General features: G+C 40.0%; 19 protein-coding genes and 1 tRNA gene. 14 read left to right on the top strand and 6 right to left on the bottom strand.

Going from position 1 to position 18,808, the window contains the following annotated elements:
* Window positions 1-239 precede the first annotated feature (239 nt).
* Together AC1D0K_RS18725 and AC1D0K_RS18720 are read right to left on the bottom strand one after the other, a co-directional pair.
* The gene (locus AC1D0K_RS18725) at window positions 240-1,616 is read right to left on the bottom strand and encodes a metallopeptidase domain-containing protein (RefSeq protein WP_477397355.1); all 1,377 of its coding nucleotides are present in this window, start codon (window positions 1,614-1,616) and stop codon (window positions 240-242) included.
* A gap of 29 nt (window positions 1,617-1,645) precedes the next feature.
* Window positions 1,646-2,893: a hypothetical protein gene (locus AC1D0K_RS18720; protein WP_477397353.1), complete on the bottom strand. Its 1,248-nt coding sequence runs from the start codon at window positions 2,891-2,893 to the stop codon at window positions 1,646-1,648.
* A 241-nt stretch (window positions 2,894-3,134) separates the two neighbouring features.
* On the opposite strand from AC1D0K_RS18720, the gene AC1D0K_RS18715 reads away from it, so the two are divergent.
* The 10 genes from AC1D0K_RS18715 (at window position 3,135) to AC1D0K_RS18670 (ending at window position 11,741) form a co-directional block, all read left to right on the top strand.
* Window positions 3,135-3,968: a helix-turn-helix domain-containing protein gene (locus AC1D0K_RS18715; RefSeq protein WP_477397351.1), complete on the top strand. Its 834-nt coding sequence runs from the start codon at window positions 3,135-3,137 to the stop codon at window positions 3,966-3,968.
* Window positions 3,969-4,249: 281 nt separating this feature from the next.
* Window positions 4,250-5,551 (top strand): tyrosine-type recombinase/integrase, encoded by a 1,302-nt coding sequence (locus AC1D0K_RS18710; RefSeq protein WP_477397349.1) that lies wholly within the window; start codon window positions 4,250-4,252, stop codon window positions 5,549-5,551.
* Window positions 5,552-5,641: 90 nt separating this feature from the next.
* The gene (locus AC1D0K_RS18705; RefSeq protein ID WP_477397347.1) at window positions 5,642-6,658 is read left to right on the top strand and encodes a hypothetical protein; all 1,017 of its coding nucleotides are present in this window, start codon (window positions 5,642-5,644) and stop codon (window positions 6,656-6,658) included.
* 148 nt (window positions 6,659-6,806) lie between these two features.
* A complete protein-coding gene (locus AC1D0K_RS18700) occupies window positions 6,807-7,166 on the top strand; it encodes a helix-turn-helix domain-containing protein (RefSeq protein WP_477397345.1) in 360 nt (119 codons plus the stop codon).
* Window positions 7,163-7,462: a hypothetical protein gene (locus AC1D0K_RS18695; RefSeq protein ID WP_477397343.1), complete on the top strand. Its 300-nt coding sequence runs from the start codon at window positions 7,163-7,165 to the stop codon at window positions 7,460-7,462. Before AC1D0K_RS18700 ends, AC1D0K_RS18695 begins: the two co-directional genes overlap by 4 nt.
* On the top strand, window positions 7,456-8,562 hold the full coding sequence (locus AC1D0K_RS18690; RefSeq protein ID WP_477397341.1) for an AAA family ATPase: 1,107 nt from the start codon (window positions 7,456-7,458) through the stop codon (window positions 8,560-8,562). Before AC1D0K_RS18695 ends, AC1D0K_RS18690 begins: the two co-directional genes overlap by 7 nt.
* 127 nt (window positions 8,563-8,689) lie before the next feature.
* Complete coding sequence (locus tag AC1D0K_RS18685) at window positions 8,690-9,592, top strand: BT4734/BF3469 family protein (RefSeq protein WP_477397339.1); 903 nt, start codon at window positions 8,690-8,692, stop codon at window positions 9,590-9,592.
* A gap of 71 nt (window positions 9,593-9,663) precedes the next feature.
* Entirely contained in the window at window positions 9,664-10,593 is a 930-nt protein-coding gene (locus AC1D0K_RS18680) for a tail fiber protein (RefSeq protein ID WP_477397337.1), read from the top strand.
* Window positions 10,594-10,604: 11 nt separating this feature from the next.
* The gene (locus AC1D0K_RS18675; protein ID WP_477397335.1) at window positions 10,605-10,910 is read left to right on the top strand and encodes a hypothetical protein; all 306 of its coding nucleotides are present in this window, start codon (window positions 10,605-10,607) and stop codon (window positions 10,908-10,910) included.
* 444 nt (window positions 10,911-11,354) lie between these two features.
* A complete protein-coding gene (locus tag AC1D0K_RS18670) occupies window positions 11,355-11,741 on the top strand; it encodes a hypothetical protein (RefSeq protein WP_477397333.1) in 387 nt (128 codons plus the stop codon).
* 768 nt (window positions 11,742-12,509) lie between these two features.
* Here AC1D0K_RS18670 and AC1D0K_RS18665 read toward each other — a convergent pair.
* Window positions 12,510-13,022 carry a hypothetical protein gene (locus AC1D0K_RS18665; RefSeq protein ID WP_477397331.1) on the bottom strand — a complete coding sequence of 171 codons (513 nt, stop codon included), beginning with the start codon at window positions 13,020-13,022 and terminating at the stop codon, window positions 12,510-12,512.
* Window positions 13,023-13,527: 505 nt separating this feature from the next.
* Between AC1D0K_RS18665 and AC1D0K_RS18660 the strand changes: the two genes are divergently transcribed.
* Window positions 13,528-13,968, top strand: a complete 441-nt coding sequence (locus tag AC1D0K_RS18660; RefSeq protein ID WP_477390718.1) for a hypothetical protein — start codon at window positions 13,528-13,530, stop codon at window positions 13,966-13,968.
* 228 nt (window positions 13,969-14,196) lie between these two features.
* On the opposite strand, the gene AC1D0K_RS18655 is transcribed toward AC1D0K_RS18660, so the two are convergent.
* The 3 genes from AC1D0K_RS18655 to AC1D0K_RS18645 form a co-directional block, all read right to left on the bottom strand.
* Window positions 14,197-14,271, bottom strand: a tRNA-Val gene (locus AC1D0K_RS18655).
* A 238-nt stretch (window positions 14,272-14,509) separates the two neighbouring features.
* Complete coding sequence (locus AC1D0K_RS18650) at window positions 14,510-14,704, bottom strand: WCX domain-containing protein (RefSeq protein ID WP_477390716.1); 195 nt, start codon at window positions 14,702-14,704, stop codon at window positions 14,510-14,512.
* 60 nt (window positions 14,705-14,764) lie between these two features.
* Complete coding sequence (locus AC1D0K_RS18645; RefSeq protein WP_477390714.1) at window positions 14,765-15,259, bottom strand: hypothetical protein; 495 nt, start codon at window positions 15,257-15,259, stop codon at window positions 14,765-14,767.
* Window positions 15,260-15,376: 117 nt separating this feature from the next.
* On the opposite strand from AC1D0K_RS18645, the gene AC1D0K_RS18640 reads away from it, so the two are divergent.
* The 3 genes from AC1D0K_RS18640 (at window position 15,377) to AC1D0K_RS18630 (ending at window position 18,797) form a co-directional block, all read left to right on the top strand.
* Complete coding sequence (locus AC1D0K_RS18640) at window positions 15,377-16,879, top strand: RtcB family protein (protein ID WP_477390712.1); 1,503 nt, start codon at window positions 15,377-15,379, stop codon at window positions 16,877-16,879.
* Window positions 16,880-16,945: 66 nt separating this feature from the next.
* The gene (locus AC1D0K_RS18635) at window positions 16,946-18,016 is read left to right on the top strand and encodes a hypothetical protein (protein WP_477390710.1); all 1,071 of its coding nucleotides are present in this window, start codon (window positions 16,946-16,948) and stop codon (window positions 18,014-18,016) included.
* On the top strand, window positions 18,000-18,797 hold the full coding sequence (locus AC1D0K_RS18630) for a hypothetical protein (protein ID WP_477390708.1): 798 nt from the start codon (window positions 18,000-18,002) through the stop codon (window positions 18,795-18,797). The genes AC1D0K_RS18635 and AC1D0K_RS18630 overlap by 17 nt, the downstream gene beginning before the upstream one ends.
* Window positions 18,798-18,808: the final 11 nt, after the last annotated feature.

Here is an 18,808-nt window from a genome sequence, read left to right as displayed (position 1 = left end):
TAAATTGTTGATTGTAAATATACATCTAACTTTCAACAATTAAACCCCAATTATAATGACACAAAAACTGTAAACAGACCTATGCGATGTGTGTTTTTATACCGGGTTTTAGTCACATAAAAGCACAAACTAAAATCTGGCACTCACATTGGTACCCTAAACATGGAGAAACTTTGGTTGGATTTGATGTCTGCGAAAAAAGCTGTAACAAACTAATTTACTATATTTTGCAACCTTAATCATGTATTTACAAGATCCCGAATGCTTTTTACCGGTTGCTCGCTTATTCGCCATTCCCTTAATTTGTTATACAGTGCACATTTAACACTATAGTCGGGCGATCCATCAATCTGGAAGGAACTGCTTCCGTCAGAAAGGGCGATATCATGCGTACGCCGGTAGGTTTTCAGGCTAAATGCAAAATTCTTAACTATTTTAATAACAATCTTTGAATCGCCTCTTATTTCAAGAATCTTAATTCCCATGTTGGGTTCAAAATTGACAATCGTATTATTAGCCGGTGAAGAAAATTTTACCGGTATTTGCCCTATAAATGTGCCGTTTGTAGTATGACGGCCATCTTTTTCACCTGCGGCTATACCGCCGGATACTATCCCTACCACAACCATGGCATCAAAGCCCAACAGCGCTATTGCCGCGTCATTTTCATCTTTAGAAGAGCGGTACTCCACAAAAAATTTCCGGTCTCCTTTTTTAATAAATACCACCTGGAGATTACGTTGGTTTGACCCCAAACTTTGAATTTCAAATTCGGCCTCGTTTTCATTTTCAAGATCGAACTCAATACTGTTTGCCCATCCAAGAATCGCCCTTGTTCCGCCGCAAAAACCGGGGCCTCTGTTGCCCTCCTCGGGCGTAGATGCCGTTTTGGGCGTAAAATAGGCATAGGCCCCTCCATAGGTTTCCGCGCTCATTATACAATACGGATATCCGTATACACCACCTGGATACCCCGTTGTTTCTAACCCGAAAGAATGAGTAAAAAGTTTGTTGATATTGCCTATAATATGCCCTACTTCATGACAGGTGTGGTTGTGGTTAGTCCCAATAGCGAAAGTAGAATCCGGGCCGCTATTATCTCCATTCACAATATATTTAGATGTATCTACCCCCATGATAGCAATAAAACCATCATAGTTATCAGTTGATTCGCCTTGACTGCTTGCAGTATCTTTCGCAATACCTATTGCCGTATTACGATTAATGGTATTGACGAGATTGCCATTTTTATCTTTATCCAGCACGGTTGCAGGGTCTTTTGGTACAAAGGTCCAGTCAAGAACTTTTCCTTCTATTTTAAGTTTGCCAAAACTTTCCTTATACCAAAAACGGGCTATTCCATTCTGGTTTTCCCAGTTCAAAAAGAAGTTCTCATAAAAGCTTTTACTTTTTTTTGTAAAAGGAGGTTCTGCAGTGTTAAGCGGCCCCCAGCTAAAAAGTACAACGCATAACCTTAATTTCTTTTCATCTTCCGAACAATTACTGCGAATAAAGTTTGAAATAGAAAATGGAACATTCAAACCACACGCAGCGGCAACATCTATCACGCTGATGTTAGCCCCGTTAAATCTTCCTGTATCCCGTAAACTTAGCATCTTGCTTATTTAAACGTCAATAAATCTGCCTATTGTAACACAACTAAAATCGGGATCAACCCCTTACCTTCTTTTAATGACGCAAGCGCTTTTCCTATTACCGCGCCAAACGCCTGGAAGGGATCAATCGCCTTCATGGCATAACCGGGAATGTTTGAAGAGGTAAGCATATCACCCGTTTCAATTGGGGCAATATCTGCATCAACTTTACAATACACCTTTCCCATCATGGCAACGGGTTTCCTATTTTTATTATCGCTTTTTTTATCAAGAATGATAGCAGGCTTGTAACTCCCTGCTCCTGAAATAACGCCGACTACTTTTTTATCATAAGCTTTCGAACTCCGTATTAAAGCGCCAGACTCTGTCAGAACCATCACTTCGCCCGGTTGGGTTTCTTCAATCACATCAAAATCTTCAGCAAAATCTGCATTCACCAGTGTTATATCTCCGGTCACCTCTACGTTTCCTTCAAATCGCCCGGCAAGTCGGCCACCTTTGCCATATACGCCAATTCCGAGTTTGCTTACACCATGCACACCTGCACCTTCATCGCTTAAGCCAAGTACGCCGTCGCCTTTAACGCCCCAGCCTTCTACAGCAGATGCCAGTCCAGATGACGCCCTAATACCCGCGATTTTATCGCTATGCGCCCGAACACCATAATTTTCAACGCTCTTGCCCTCAACCCCTCTTCCAAGGGTCGACTCGCCTAAAACGCCCGGCTGTTTGCTGGTAGGTTTGCTTATTCCATGCACGCCTGCACCTTCATCACTTAAACCAATCACTCCGTCACCTTTAACTCCCCAGCCTTCAACAGCAGGCGCTAATGCAGATGATGCCCTGATACCGGCAATTTTATCGCTGTGAGCCCGAACACCATAATTTTCTACACTCCTGCCTTCAACCCCTCTTCCAAGAGTCGACTCGCCTAAAACGCCTGGCTGCTTGCTGGTAGGTTTGCTTAGCCCATGCACGCCTGCACCTTCATCGCTTAAGCCAAGCACTCCGTCACCTTTGGCTCCCCAGCCTTCAATGGCTGGCGCCAATGCAGATGATGCCCTGATACCGGCAATTTTATCACTGTGAGCCCGAACACCATAATTTTCTACGCTCATCCCCTGAACGCCTCTTCCAAGGGTAGATTCGCCCAAAACTCCCGGGCCCGCATTTTTACTCACGCCGTGAACACCCGCGCCCGTTCCACTGGGAACTGCATTTGTTCCTAACACACCCTCATTAATTAAAGTGTTTGCATCGCCTTGAACTGGTACCATAAGCTTAATTTTTTAAAAAATGGTTTAAATGAGATGCTTGTTACCAAATGACTTTACATCAACTCAAACGGTTAAAAGTGAATATCAGACCATCAGTAACAATAAGCAGCATAAATTTATAAAGAGACTCTCTCTTCTGTTAGTACGAAAACGACAAGTTTGCCCCTAAAGCAAAAAATGGTTAGTAATAGCCATTTTTTGCAAGTAAAATGCTCGGTAGTTTTAATAAAAATTAAGATATATGGTTAAACTCACCAGTCTTAAACCCCATCCGGCTCTCTTTCCCTTTGTCAATGAGTATCTGTTAGCGGAGTTTAATACAGGGCGTGAAATTTTAACCCATCCATGGCGCGCTTCGTGTCAATTCTGCCTCGTATTTTTTTTAAAAGATAAATCGTTAGCCTTAAAGAATAACAAAACAGGACATTATGTAGCCGGTTCCCATCAAATAGGGGTGGTTGGCAATTCGACCCGGTTCAATGGGTTGATGACATTTAAAGGCGACTATTCGTGCTTTATGATCCAATTTCAACCGAATGGCTTCCATCGATTGTTTGGCCATCCTCCCGAATATTTTATTAACCAGATTATCTCTGCAGATGATTTGTTTGCCCATGGTACCGCAGCCCTAATCAATCATTTGCAAAATGTAGCCACTTTTAAAAATATGGCAGGGGCTACAGATAACTTTTTGATGAAGTACCTTACCAAAAAAAATCTGCAAATAAACGGATTAACCCGCGTCGCCGATATTTTATATAAATGCCCGGAGATAAAAACAATCGAAAAATTAGCATCTCAGGCGGGCATGGGCCTTCGCAACCTCGAACGTCAGTTCCTGGCACAAATCGGGGTGCCTCCTAAACTATTTTGCCGCCTGATGCGATTTAACAAAGCCATGAATCTTAAACAGCGTAATCCACAAAAGCAATGGGGCGAAATTGCTTTTCAATGCGGCTATTATGACCAGGTCCATTTTAACAAAGAATTTAGAGAATTTACCGACAGCAGTCCCACCGTTTTCTTCAATGAAACTCCGCCTACCGAAGTTTTAAAAACAGCGTTTGTGGTTTAAAGAATATACACAAAATGCATAAAAAGACTTTAAATAGAAAAAGCCTGATATTTCTATCAGGCTTTAAGTGGGAGTTACTGGGTTCGAACCAGTGACCCTCTGCTTGTAAGGCAGAAACAATGTATATTTAATAGTGACTGTTTTCTATTTGAATAGGCACAAATATATTGTTTTACAGCTAATTTAACAATCATTACTATATTGTTTTTATTTGTTTATCAATCATTACTGTATGCAAATTGTATGCAATTTATTATATTTGCATACAGACAATTACAGCAATGGAAAAAGATGTTTTTATTTCGCTTTACCTGGATACTCGAAGGATCAAATCAAATGGCTTATACCCGGTTAAAATAAGGGTATTTACCCCCAGCCCACGCAAGCAAAAACTTTATCCAACAAGATTTGAGTTTAGCCAAAAAGACTTTGAAAGCATTTGGGAAACTTCTAAGCCCCGTAATGAACATAAAGAAACTCGCAGGGACTTACAAGCGGTTGAAACTTTGGCAATTGAAACAGCAGAGGAAATAAGCCCGTTTGTTTTTGAGCAATTTGAAAAGAAACTTTACAGGGGCAAAGGTGAGGGCGAAAATGTTTTTTACCAATATGGATTAATAATCAAGAAGCTTACAGACAACAGCCAATTAGGAACAGCAAGCAATTATGAGCTCAGTTTAAAATCTTTAAAGCTGTTCATCCTTTATGTAAAGGGCAAGGCAATAACCGACGATATGACAAAAGATGAAGTCGAAAAATCTTTGGCAAGTCTCAAAAGGCTGTTGTTTAGTGAAATTACAACGACCTGGCTTAATAAGTATGAAAACTACATGATTAACGTAAAAAGCCGAAGCAGGACCACTGTATCGATTTATTTAAGGGCCTTAAGGACGGTGTTTAATACGGCTATAGCTGATAAAGAAATTGATGCTAAAAATTATCCTTTTGGCAAACGCAAATATCAAGTGCCGGCGGTAAAAAGTGTAAAAAAGTCATTAACAAAAGCAGAGTTAAAGATGCTAATGGAAGCCGAGGCGAAAACCCCGGAACAAATCAAAGCAAGGGATTTTTGGTTTTTTAGTTATATCTGTAACGGCATGAATATAAAAGACATTGCTTTACTTAAATATGAAGATTTACAGCAGGGTAAAATTATTTTCTACAGAGCTAAAACAATAAATACAGCTAAAGCGGATCTGCGCCCGGTTGTTGTACATCTAACCGATTACGCAAAATCTATTATTGAAAAGTATGGCAATGCGAATAAAGGACCGAAAGAGTTAATCTTTGTCATATTGAATAAAGAACAAAGTGAAATCGACAAATTCAAGGGAATTAAAAACTTTACCCGTTTTATAAATCAAAATCTCAAAAAGTTAGCGAAGGCCAACAATATAACTTCTGAAATATCAACTTACTGGGCGAGGCATAGCTTCGCAACAAATGCCATAAGAAGCGGACTAAGTATGGAATTTGTAAGCGAAGCCTTTACTCATAGCAGCATGAAAACAACCCAGGGTTATTTTGCAGGCTTTGAAGACACTAACAAAAAAGAATTGATGGAAAGTTTAATGAATTTTTAAAATCACTGTATGCGATCTACTTTGTTAATAATCGAATGATTAATAACATCCGCTTTTATTTATTTTCGTCCAAAACCGTGTGCCGATATAATGAGTAACTTCCATCCAATAGAAAAATCTGATATAGATTTACTGCCGTTTGCTATACAATATGTCTATAAATTTTCAAATATCGATATTGGCATACGGGGTATGTTTGTAAACGTGCAAGGACCGGGCTATAATTTTTTTGCGGAAAATTTAACGTTCAAGCTATTTATTGATAGGATTGAACATGGCGAAATTTATAACGAAGATTTACAAATTATAAAAGCAGGTGATTTGCCCTTTTATTACAAATCATTTAGTAAGGGTTTCCACGCCGGATATGAGCAGTTCGATGCGCTCGCGAAACACAAGACCGCGCTTTTTGAAAACGACCGGGAAAATCTTTTTAATATACTGTTTTCAAAAACACTAACCCATATAACAGGGTTTGAACATTATTTAATCAAAACCGTCCAGGATAAACATTACGATTACATCACTACAGAGCTATTATTTGATAGCGGCTTTGCGACGGGGGAAAAGTACAAGGCATGGTATTATATAGTTAATAATCATAACGACTTTATTAACAGATTTAAAGAAAGTAGTTTTTGTCAAGGGATTTATAAAGCCGGATTGTTATTTTGGGGCGGACAAGCTAACGGCACTGATATTGTCCGCAAATTAAACGAAATAAGGAAAATAGAAAATATAAACCCATTAACACAAATTGCCGATAGTGAGCACAAAATAGGCGGGGGGCTTAGCAATGGGCAAATAGTTGACCTTTTCGAATTACTCATTAAGTATCCTATAATTAAAGAGATAGATATTTCGGATTTTATCAAGTGCTTTTATTTTGGTATCAAGCCGAATAAATACCCGACCATATCGCACAAAGCATTATTTGTTTTTACACTATCCCTAATCACCGAAGTAAATGAGAAAACCGCTTTTGAAAACTTTGGGATTGAAGAATACGACGGTGCAAAAACTCGACTTAAAAAAATATCGGTAAAGCATACGGCCATAAAGCATAAAATTAGAGGTATTTTATCGAAGCCTATAGAAAACGACTAATAATCCATTGGTTACTAACCAATACTAACCAATTATTCTAAAAAACATCTCCATACCCTTGAAATTGCGCGTTTTTTCACCTGGGCGCTAACCCAAAACCTAACCCGAAGCCGCCTCAACTTTACTGCCATACAATAATCAGATAGTTATGGCATTAGAACAAGTTCAAATCATTAGTACCCCGGACGCGATTCAAGAATTTATAAATAATTCCGTTTCCGAAGCGTTTAGAAGATTCGCATTATCAAACATACCCACAGGACCACCGCCCGATCAGGTTTTTACCATAAAGCAAGCGGCGGAATTTTTAAGTTTATCTGTTCCAACTATTTACCGATTAGTACAAAGCGCAACGGTGCCCGTATCGAAACAGGGCAAGCGATTATACTTTTCTAAAATGGATTTAACGGAATGGATTAAGACGGGCCGAAAGAAGACAGCGGCAGAAATATCAAATAATGCGGGATCGTTTCTTGTTAACAAAAAAAAAGGAGCTAAAAGTCTATGAAACTTATAACCCCTTGTTTATCTTCTTGTTTGCAAGACGAAGATAACAATAAAGCCCAATACTCGGAAATAGAATCACAACAATTGTTAAATGTTTTTAACTTTTTAAATATCCATCCCAATATTTCACCGGCCAATGCAGCCAGCGAATTAAATTTATCCCTTAGTACTTTTAATTTTCTATTGGGATGCTGTAAAGCGGCCTGTCTATCATCTGGTTTCAAGCCCTGGTATGTAGAAACCGATAAAACAAAAATTCATCCACTTGCTTTAAAATTGGAGCTTAAACAATGGTAGATAGCTCTAGCAATTTTCGATTCGGCGATCCTTTGTCGGGATTCGTTCAGGAACCAGATTATAAGCAAATGTTAGCGGATAGTGTAGTTTTGGAAACTGATGTTATTGATACTCCCCCTGTTTGTATTGAAATAGGCAACGACGGGGATATGGCGGCTGTTGGAACGCTTGGAAATATATCCACTGTTATTGCCAAAGCGAAGCAGGGCAAGACCTTTACAATTTCCCTGGCCGTTGGTGCCGCTGTAGCTGGCGATGATACACAGAGCCCCCTAAGGGTGTTACTTCCAAAGTCTAAAAATACCATTTTGGTATTTGATACCGAACAGAGTAAATACCACACTCAAAAAGTACTAAAGCGGATTCGCGTCATCGCTGGCGGTTCGCATAAGAACAACCTTATTGTCCGATCCCTCAGGAAATACAATCCCGCTCAGAGGCTTGGCATGATAGAATGGGAAATTGAGAATACCGAGGGTGTCGGCTTGGTTGTAATTGACGGGATTAGGGACTTGGTAACATCCATCAATGACGAAGCCGAAAGCACAATGATTTGCTCTAAACTTTTGAAGTGGACCGAAGAAAAGAACTTTCATTTAATTACTGTTTTACACATGAACAAAGGGGACCAGAACGCCAGGGGGCACCTGGGAACCGAGCTCACTAATAAATCAGAAACGGTCTTGTCAGTAAGTAAGTCTATCCATGAAAAAGGCGTTTCGATTATTCAGCCAGAATATTGCCGTGGCAAAGAATGGGCACCTATTGCGTTCAAGATTGATGAAGATGGTATTCCGTCATTTATTGAAAACTGGTCTTCAAGTAGTGGGTCTCAGGTTAAGAAAGTTAGCGCAGGCCTACCTCAAGACATTGACAACGCTGTTCATCTTGCAATTATAAACGACGCATTTAATAGGGATCAGCCCAAACAGTCCTGGTCCGAGCTCAAGAAGTCGGTTCAATATCACGCAGCCCGGCATTTTTCTGTATCAATAGGGGAAGGCAAAGCGGAAACATATATTAGACATTGGCTATTCTTGAAGTTTATAAAACTCGAGGGCAAAGCTGGCACCGTAGCCGCAAAATATTCCGTTAACTAACATGACCCAAAAGCAACTGAACTGACTTGAGTGCCCCTATATATATAGGGGGCACCCCAGTCCAGTTTAACTGAACTAAAACCCTTCTACTGACTTGGGCAAGTCAGTCCAGTTATAAAATAAAAACATGCAAAATTCAGTTTTAAATAAAACGGTATCGTTACTTAGTTCCTATAGCGATATAAGCCCCAGGCCCATTAATTTAATTTCATATTTAACAGACTTTTCCCACAAGGACCAGATAGCAAAAATCAGATCCATTGATAGCGTAGATGAACAAAAGCGATTAAAAGCCCTGCTACCTGCAGTGACCATATCGGGAACATTTGCCGCCAGGGGCGAAGCCGGTTTAATATGTCATTCCGGTTTAATCTCCTTTGATATCGATCATGTAACAGAAATGAATCAAACCTTTGAGCTTTTAAAGTCAATCCCGCAGGTGGCTTATTGCGCAAAATCTGCCAGGGGTCGGGGGTATTGGGGTATTATGGCAATAAGCAATATTGGAAAACATAAAGAGCATTTTGCCGCTATGCAATCCAGTTTTAAAGCCATAGGGATTGATATAGATACAGCGCCGTCTAATGTTGCCAGCCTCAGGGGATACAGCTACGACGAGGCGGCATATTTCAATCATCACGCACAAATATTCGATTTGGTATTTGAGCCCCCTAAATTGAATAAGAAGCCCTATCAGCGACCCCTGGGAAATACAAACGACTTAAACCCCTTCGACGCATTTAACAGCTTTGACGATTTCGAGCCCTTGTTAGTTCATCATGGCTGGACGCCGCAGCCACAATTATCTAAGGGCACAAGAACCAGGTATAGCCGCCCCGGTAAAACCAATGGCGTATCTGGGGATTATTGCCGCGAAAGGAAGATTTTTTATGTATTCAGTACCGATCCCTTAACAGGGTTGCCGGCGGCGCAAAAGGGCTATAACCACGTGGCTGTGTTTAATGAACTGGAATGCGGAGGAAATATAAAAACCTGTGGTAAGAAACTGCGGGAAATGGGTTTCGGCTAATTAACAGTAATTATATGTAAACAATCATTTCTTTAATCTCAATAAATATTAATTAAAATTTAAACAACATAATGGCAAATTTAGCAGAAACAACAACCTACGACGCCGGTATCTATCAGCTGGAAGTAACCGATCCGGCACAGGGCGGCGCAACTGGAATTATAAACACCCCGGCAAAGGGGTTGGCAAATAGAACTAATTGGTTAAAATCAAAGGTGAACACATCGGTGAGGGTGGACGCAATCGTTTCAACTATCGCCCCTTACTTAATCACAGCGGCGGACGTGTCTAAACTGATTTATATCTCAGACATGGCTAACGCGGGGGTAACATTCCCAAGTGCTGCAGGTTTTCCGCAGTTACAACCATTTACAATTATGGCGGCAGACCAGACTACAAACGCAGGCGCTGTTTTAACGCCCAACGGGACGGACAAATTTTTCGACGGATCAAACGCGGCCGGGGTATCTACCTATAAAATCAGAACCGGCCAGCGCCTGGTTATCCAGGCAAACGGTTCCCAGTGGTTTATATCCGGCAATTCGCAAAATGAAACCCACGGCAGAATACCCGCAGGCGCTACGTTTTCGTTTAGCGGCGGCACAGCTCCAAACGGTTATTTAAAATGTAACGGCGCCGCAATTTCCAGGACAGCATACGCGGACTTATTTGCCGCGATTGGCACGAATTGGGGTGTAGGTGACGGTACGACAACGTTTAATATTCCAGATCATAGGGGTGTGTTTGTTAGGGGGTTGGACGAAGGCAGAGGATTAGACCCAAGTAGATCGTTGGGAATATACCAAGCTGATCAGTTCGCGGCACACACTCATATCTGGACGATGGAAGCCAGTAATGATAATTTAGGCGGCACGGGATACGTAGCTACTTCGAACGCCGGGACGGGGGGAGTGGAAACAAATAGCACAAGTATATCATACACTGGCGGTACCGAAACCACACCCAAAAACAACGCTGCATTATTCATTATCAAATACTAATACTTACGAATATGAAGATTTACAATTATAATTATTTAGGATTATTTATCGGCTGTTCCGACGCGGACGAAAATCCGTTAGAGCCCGGAAGGTTTTTAATCCCGGCAGGGGCAACAGAGATTGAGCCCCTGCCCGGCCAGAGATATTTTTTCAACGGCACCTGGTCCGATCAGCTTCGCGAACTGACAAGCAAGCAATTGATGGAAATTGAATTATCGGAAGCCGCAGCGAAATACAAAGGGCGTGTTTTATCGATAATGCGGCAGTTTATAGATCCGTTTTCACCTATGAGGGAAATATACGCCCCAATAAGTTAACGTTCTTTTGACGCGCTGTATTAGCTACAGCGCGTCTTCTAATCTAAATGTCATTGCCTTTTGGTTTAGGTTTTACCAAATATATTTAAACTAAAAAAACTGGTCCTTTCTAATAAATATCCCATCTATAAAATGTCATTTAATTGTCATTAATAATAGTGAGGGGCCTTGTTTCACTCTACAGCTTTATACAAAAATCCACGATGCGATTACTCAGAATGAGTACATCTGCCCACTTCAACAGAAATATACAACTTGTTGATTTTCAATACACAGGGCTTTTTTTTGTTAATAAAAACCTTCATGTTTGTATTGCCAAACAGTAAGGTAATAACCTGAATTTAAAAAAAAAGAAATTATCCGCGCCGTCCTGGTTAAATCCAGGTGTCAGTATACCACCTGACTGTTTGGCGACCGGCGCGGATAATTTATAAGATAAACTAAATGCCAAACAAACAATTAACACCCACAAGCAAAAGTTCTATTATCAGTGCAACGGTAGGAGCCATACAATCATTTGAAAACATTGGGGGGCTGGAAATAAACAGGCAGGGCGACCAATTAATGTTATCCGCCCAAAGTGTATTTTCAATTATTAACCACTCAGGCGTCAAGTTTGAAAAGTGGTTTAAGAAAACCATTATCAACAATCCTTTAACAATTAAAACGGACGACTACATTAAAAATACAGCAAAAAAGCACGATTATTTAATATCAATGGATTTAGCAAAGCGCGTTTTAATGGTATCCGGGCAAACTGACGCTTATGATATTTACCGCGAATTAAGCCGCATAGATTTTAACTACGAAGCCGGGCAAGTTTTTATATAGCCTTAAATAGTATTTAGCAAACACTAATAAAAAACGATATTGATAGCGACCAATTAACATTACATAAAAAATTAAAACTGAACCCCATGCAAATTATCCACAGACAATCCGATGCGCCGGATAAAAAACCGGAGCCGGTTATAAAATACAAAAAACCCTCTCTAACTGAGAGGGCTATAATTATCGCGGAACAACTTAACGCTGATTACGCTCGCCGCCATGCGCGTAGCGTTAAAAAGCGAAAACAACTTATAAACCCGTAAACTATTGACTTAGTAAAAATCAATAATACTAAACGCCGTACATGCAATGTGAGGCGTTTTTAATCGAATTAATCCTACATAAAAGAATTAAAACTTAGAGTCATGCAAATAATCCACAGACAATCCGACGGCCCAGAACCGAAATCCATTCCAATACCGCGCTATAAACCACCCACACGCCAGGAACGCGCTATCATGTTATCAGAACGACTCATGAACAAATACGCGAAAAATGCCGCGAAAAAATTTGCGAATATGACAAACCCAAAAAAATAATCTTTATAAATCGTTCCCCTATAAATCGATGTTTATGTACTGTCGGGGTTTTCAAGGGTTAAAACCGGTATAGTCAACGTCCCGGCTACGCAATTCATGAGCCCAGGCACGACAATGATCGCGCCCTTCGCCCATAAAGGCCGCAATTAGAAAGGGGCCGGTATCGGTATTGCACACAGCTTAATACAATAGGAAACGCTCTACATTGCATGTACGGCGTTTTTTGCGTTTAATCTACCTGGACCACTTTTATAACATTCCCGGCTAAATCAACATCTGCCTTTATGAAAGACAGCATATATGCGCCATAGCCATTTTTGGCTCTGTACTTCATGTTTATTCTTAAATATGATCCATCATCCCAATACTTTGTCGATACGTGCTCAAAACTATTGGCATCGTTTAAGTTATCCTTAACATATTTCACTAATCCTATATTAGACCCGTCCGTGTGATCGAAACCATTATTCAACGAATCTGTACGGGCTTTTTTCTTTATTGCAACAGAATCAACCGCTTGACTTTCAAAGTGCTCTGCTGGCAGATTCGTTGCGATTCCGGTCCCTGAACTGCCAGTGTCACCGTCCGAAAACAGATAACAAAGAAAACCAACCACTACAATTACTATCAAAAGCGTGAAACATGCTTTTCGGCCTGCTGCCTTGCTATCTTTGTCGTGTTGAACTGCAAGTTGTTCTGTATGCCTTTTTTTAGCAAGCCATTTTTCGTTTTCTAAGCTCATTTTAGGTCGGTTTAGGGGTTGTCGGTGAATCCGCCTTCAAAATACATATTTATTATTATAAACACTACTTCCATATTAATACACGGCGAGGCCACGTTTTTGCAATTTAATAGCTTACAATAAAGCTTTATTAGGGTCGCGACCCTTTATTTTAACCTAACTTATTTAGGATGAAATATTTGCGCAAATAAAATTACATTGATCGACGTTGCCGCGAACCAAAAAAAAGTTTGCACCTAACTAAATACTGGGGGTCTAGTGCCCCGCATGGGGGCACCCCCTAGGGAGGACCCTTTTCATATATATATGAGGGAAATATCAACATATCCCCGCATTCGCTATCTTTTCATCACCAGGCAAAAATATTTTTTTTAAGAAAATCTTTTTATCAATTCCTGCAAGAAGATACCGCCCTGCCTATGCGCTGCCAAATGCCTGCACTTACTAATCTGCATTAGTAGAAATCGGTTTATTTTTTCACTACATTGGGTGCCTAAATGATAATATGAAAAGCGATATACCCGAGTTTAATGACCGTTGCCGACTAGTACTACTTCAAAATAAGCCCCATAAATCTTTTCTTGAACGACAAAGCATTAAGAGGCTGACCCATAGATACAGCAACTATAAAATTTACAATAAAGCAGTTATCGCCCAGTTGCTAAAAGAGGGTTATTTAGATGAGTTTGGACATAAAGAAGCAATCCAGGACCCCGAAACAGGTCACTGGATACCAGCTGACGGCACTGGAAAGTGGGGTAATCCAGAAGACATATATTACATTACCAGGAAAGAAGGAGAAATTGCACTCAGTAATGGGTATTTCGAATCAGAATATTCTGAAAAGGTTTTTAAAACTAAATTTGTTCGGGTTGGGGTAATTATCGGCGCCATTAGCGGGTTCATTAGTCTTTGCCTGACTATCTATAATCTTTTCAAAAAGTAACTCTTTATCTATGAGTTCATTAATTTGGGATGCGCCCGACTGAGTAACAGGATAAAACACCTACCATTAAATAAATTTATCCATTTGCGGATTTAAATATCACTGGTAGGATTAATTTTAAACAGGCGGGCTAAATCTAAATTAACTTTAGGCACCCCGTAATATGCAAATTGTATGCAAATAAAAAAGCACTCATGGTTTTTATGCCGTAAGTGCTTGATTATTAAGTGGGAGTTACTGGGTTCGAACCAGTGACCCTCTGCTTGTAAGGCAGATGCTCTGAACCAGCTGAGCTAAACTCCCTTTTGTTTGTTATTTGTCTTTCAACAATAACGTTCCTTGTTTTGGGTCTGCAAATATAGAAGCTTTGATCTATTCTTCAAAAAATATTTTAAACTTTATATTAAACAGCTGTTTTTTAGGTTATTAAATTTTATCCGAACCCTTGAAGGGGCATCATTAAGGGCTTATTGTGCAATTTAACACTTAAAATCAAGGTAAATCTACATATCCGATTTTAATTATTTGATGCATTTAGCAGTTATAACTCCTCTTCATTTGCTTTCACAACCTCATATTTATCCAATGTTTTCTGCAACTGACCCTTAATTTGCTTTACCAAAATTCCTGGGGCCAATACTTTTAGCTTGGAGCCGAATCCCAGCAGTTCGCGTTCCCGTTCAAAATTGAGGATCACCCGGATGCTGAAGATCTTACCCGTTTCATATTCGCTCAATAACTTTTAGGTATGGTGCAGCGGTTTGGTAAAAAACGTAAGGCGCATTTGTGACGAATTCTAATTTAAAAACTTGAGTCGTAGCCATATTATAAAGAAAATAATAACTAATAACAGCGGAACCATAGCTATTGCATTTTGCTTCTTTTTAGTATCTATTGATAATTTATAGGCCACAGGAATGCGATATCGTTCCCCAATATGATTTAATACCTTACTGCAAAAATCGTGGGCTTTGGTTTGGTTTAGCAGTACATATTCTTCACTAATTGAAAAATAAAATAAATTTTGGGGATCGGGATCAGCTTTTAAAATTACATATGCAATGGCTGCGGGAATATCCTGATGTCTAACTCCACCATTTCCCATTTCAAATTGAAGCTCCAGAATCTCGTCAGCCTTGAAGCAAAGTTCTTTTTTTCCGTCAGCTTTATAGCAAATATGCGTATCACCCAAAATTATTTGCCAACGCTCTGTATCAAAATGTCCGGCATAACTGCATTTAATCAGGGCATCTTCTATAATAATTCTGCATCCATTATAACTTAACAGCATTTTATTAGCTAATATTTATTTTGAAGAATAAAGAAACTCCATGTTACAATAGTATATATTTTCAAATTATTTTTCACTGCGCAAATACACTGCGCACATGCGCTATTTCTTTGTATCATGAAAAGGGAATTAAATGCTGATAACTTCGCCCCTCAGGGGGCCGCGGGGCAAAAAGAAAAGGTCAGCAATAACGAATTAAAAGCTTTGGGTATTAACGATGTGGAAGTATTGGTAAACTTTAGTAGGGTGGCTAATGGTTTGCTGAAGCATAACGTTATGAGCAAGCCCGAAATACTGGCCAATATGGAAGCGCTGATTGACGACCCGATGCCCTACGCCTTAAAAAAAGGCGGTAAGTTTAAAAACCTCGCCGAAGACGTGATTGCCCTGCGTAAGGAAGGCAAATTTGTTAAACAGGAACGCAGCAACTTTAAACTGAAAGAAGAGATTGCCGATTTCCCGGTGTGGGGACTGGAACATATTGAAGTAGGCGCCCTGGCACAAATGCGGACTGCGATACAATTACCTATTACTGTGGCGGGCGCCCTGATGCCCGATGCGCACCAGGGTTATGGCCTGCCAATTGGCGGCGTTCTGGCCACTACAGCCAATACCATTATCCCCTTTGCTGTGGGCGTGGATATTGCCTGCCGTATGTGTTTAAGCATTTTCGACCTGCCTGCCGAAACCATAGATACCGAAACCGACAAGCTGAAAAACATGCTGGAAAACCATACCTATTTTGGTATAGGATGCACTACCAAATCATATTTTGACAGTTCATTATTTGATAGCAAAACATGGAACGAAACCAAGGTGATCCGCTCGTTGAAAGATAAAGCTTATGCGCAATTGGGTACCAGCGGCACAGGCAATCACTTTGTGGAATGGGGAGAATTAACCATTGCGGACCATGTTTTAGATGGTATACCTGCCGGCAGATACCTGGCCCTTTTATCTCACTCCGGCTCACGTGGTTTTGGGGGTAGCGTGGCCGATCATTACTCAAAAATTGCCATGACCAAAACCAAACTACCTGCCGAAGCCAAACATCTGGCCTGGTTAGATCTGGATAAGGACGAAGGGCAGGAGTACTGGATTGCCATGAACCTGGCCGGCGAATATGCCAGCGCCAACCACCACGAGATCCATAATAAAATTGCACGTGCACTTAACCACACACCATTGATGATGATTGAAAACCACCACAATTTTGCATGGAAAGAGCAACTGGCCAACGGCACCGAAGTGATGGTACACCGCAAGGGAGCCACCCCGGCCGGTAAGGGCGTATTAGGTATCATTCCCGGCAGTATGAGTACACCCGGTTTTGTGGTGCGCGGTAGGGGCGATGAATATTCCATCAACTCTGCCAGCCACGGCGCGGGCCGGTTAATGAGCCGTAGCGCGGCTTTTAAAACATTGAATAAAGCAGCTATCGCGGCTAACCTGGTTGATAAACGCATCACCCTGATGGGTAGCGATATGGACGAAGCACCAATGGCCTATAAAGATATCCACGCCGTAATGGCCGCGCAGGAGAACCTGGTAGAGGTGTTGGCTAAGTTTGAACCAAGGATTGTGCGGATGGCGGATGCGAGGGAGAGGCCGGAGGATTAAAAGGCTCCAATATTAACTTTAATAAAATAATAATATTACTTTAGCAAACGCCTAAAAACCAATATCATGGAAGAAATATCAATATGTTTTAATTGTTCCAAAGAAATACCCAATAAAGAAAACTATTTTTTTTGTTCAAAATGTCTTACGCAAGTTAAATGTAAGGCGTGTTCTGAAAACCTTGAAAAAGATGCCATAGGCTGTTCAAATTGCGGGACTTCAATCAGTGAAGTCAAGTCTACTAGCAACGCAGTTAATAATATTGAATTTGAACAGAATGGTGAGAAGAAAAAGTTTGTTGCAAACTTTACAGACCACATAGGAGAAGGGCTTGTGAGTACCTTAAGCGGATTGTTTTTAGGGGCAAATATTAAATCAACCAACAACCCTTTTAGCACAAATAAAAACCTTCACGTACCTCAACATGCGACTGTAAAAAAAGATTCTTTTGAAGATGCCGTAGTCATCGATATTGGTGATGATGAGCTAAATCAGTCCCTAACAAAAATATTTCGTTTTGATAGGGACAAGATTGTTTTAATAAATACAAGAGTTAAACAAAGCGGCAAATTAGATCACGCAATTAGACTTTCTTTATTGACGTTATACGCCTATTCTGTTTTTGGAAAAGCACAAATAGCGAGAGCCCTTTTAAATGAAATACTCAATCACGCAAAAGTTTATGACGGAAATTACCGTGTTTGGATGGCCAACTGCGATGAGATTTCCAAGTTAGAGAACGGGGAAATCATTGAGTTAAGTTTGCCGGGAATTACTGCAGCTAAAAATATACTTCTGGAATTTAATGACCCTGGAATAGATAAGGGAAAAACAGAATTTAGTGGTTCTAAATCAAAGAAAAGAAAAAAGAAGAAAACCGGCGAAGAAGCAAATGAAAGTGATCTTTCTAAAAAAAGTAATTCGAAAAACTCACCGTTACAAAGTGTTGAAGAGTTAATCAAAGACAATTACTTTTCAAAAAAACGAAAGATTAATGAAGTAGCTCAATATTTGAAGGATAATAAAGCGACAGTGATTTCGACATCATCACTTTCGACGGTTTTCGGTCGCCTTATAAAAGGCAGTAAGATTAATAGAGAAAAAAATTCCGATGGTCAATATGAGTACTACAAATAACTCGGATATCCTGAATTTAGCTTTAGGGAATATTGACAAAAGATTTAGAGAAAAAGTAATCACGCTTTATTTAGAGTTAAAACACAGAATTAATAAGTCTGTCCATAATAATGAGTATGACGCTGCAGGCCTTAGTTCCGGCAAATTTTGTGAGACCATATTTAGATTTTTGGAATTTGAATTAAGGGCTGGCGCATATACGCCGTTTAACAAACACATTAATAATATGACTGCGGAACTTGCAAAATTTGAGCTAATTCCAAAAGCGATTGGAAATGAATCGTTAAGAGTTATTATCCCAAGGGCTTTATCGCTAATTTATACGCTGCGAAATAAAAGAGGTATCGGACATGTCGGTGGAGATGTTGAAGCAAACGAAATAGATTTGACTACAATCGTAAAAAATGCTGATTGGATAATAATTGAATTAATTAGAATTTATCACAAGCTATCGTTGGAGGAAGCACAATCATTAGTTAACTCTATCAATTCTAAAAGCATTCCCGATGTTTGGGAAATCAATGGAAAAAAAAGAATATTAAAGAGGGGCTTAGAATACAAAGAAAAGGTTCTTTTATTAACCTACACCGATATCGACAACGGAGTTGCGCTTGAAGATATGTTTAGCTGGACTGAACACAGTAATTTATCCATGTTCAAAAGTTCGGTTTTAATGCCCCTTCATAAAGTTGGATTGATAGAGTTTGATAGGGAGTTAAATTATATTCATTTATCTCCAATCGGTATTAAAGAAGTTGAGGAGAAAATTTTGTCCAAATAGGTAGTTCTAAG

The sequence above is a fragment of the Mucilaginibacter sp. P1_A3 genome (assembly GCF_056406855.1).
Note: the sequence above shows the minus strand (reverse complement) of the source record. Positions and strands in the feature narration are given on the sequence as shown.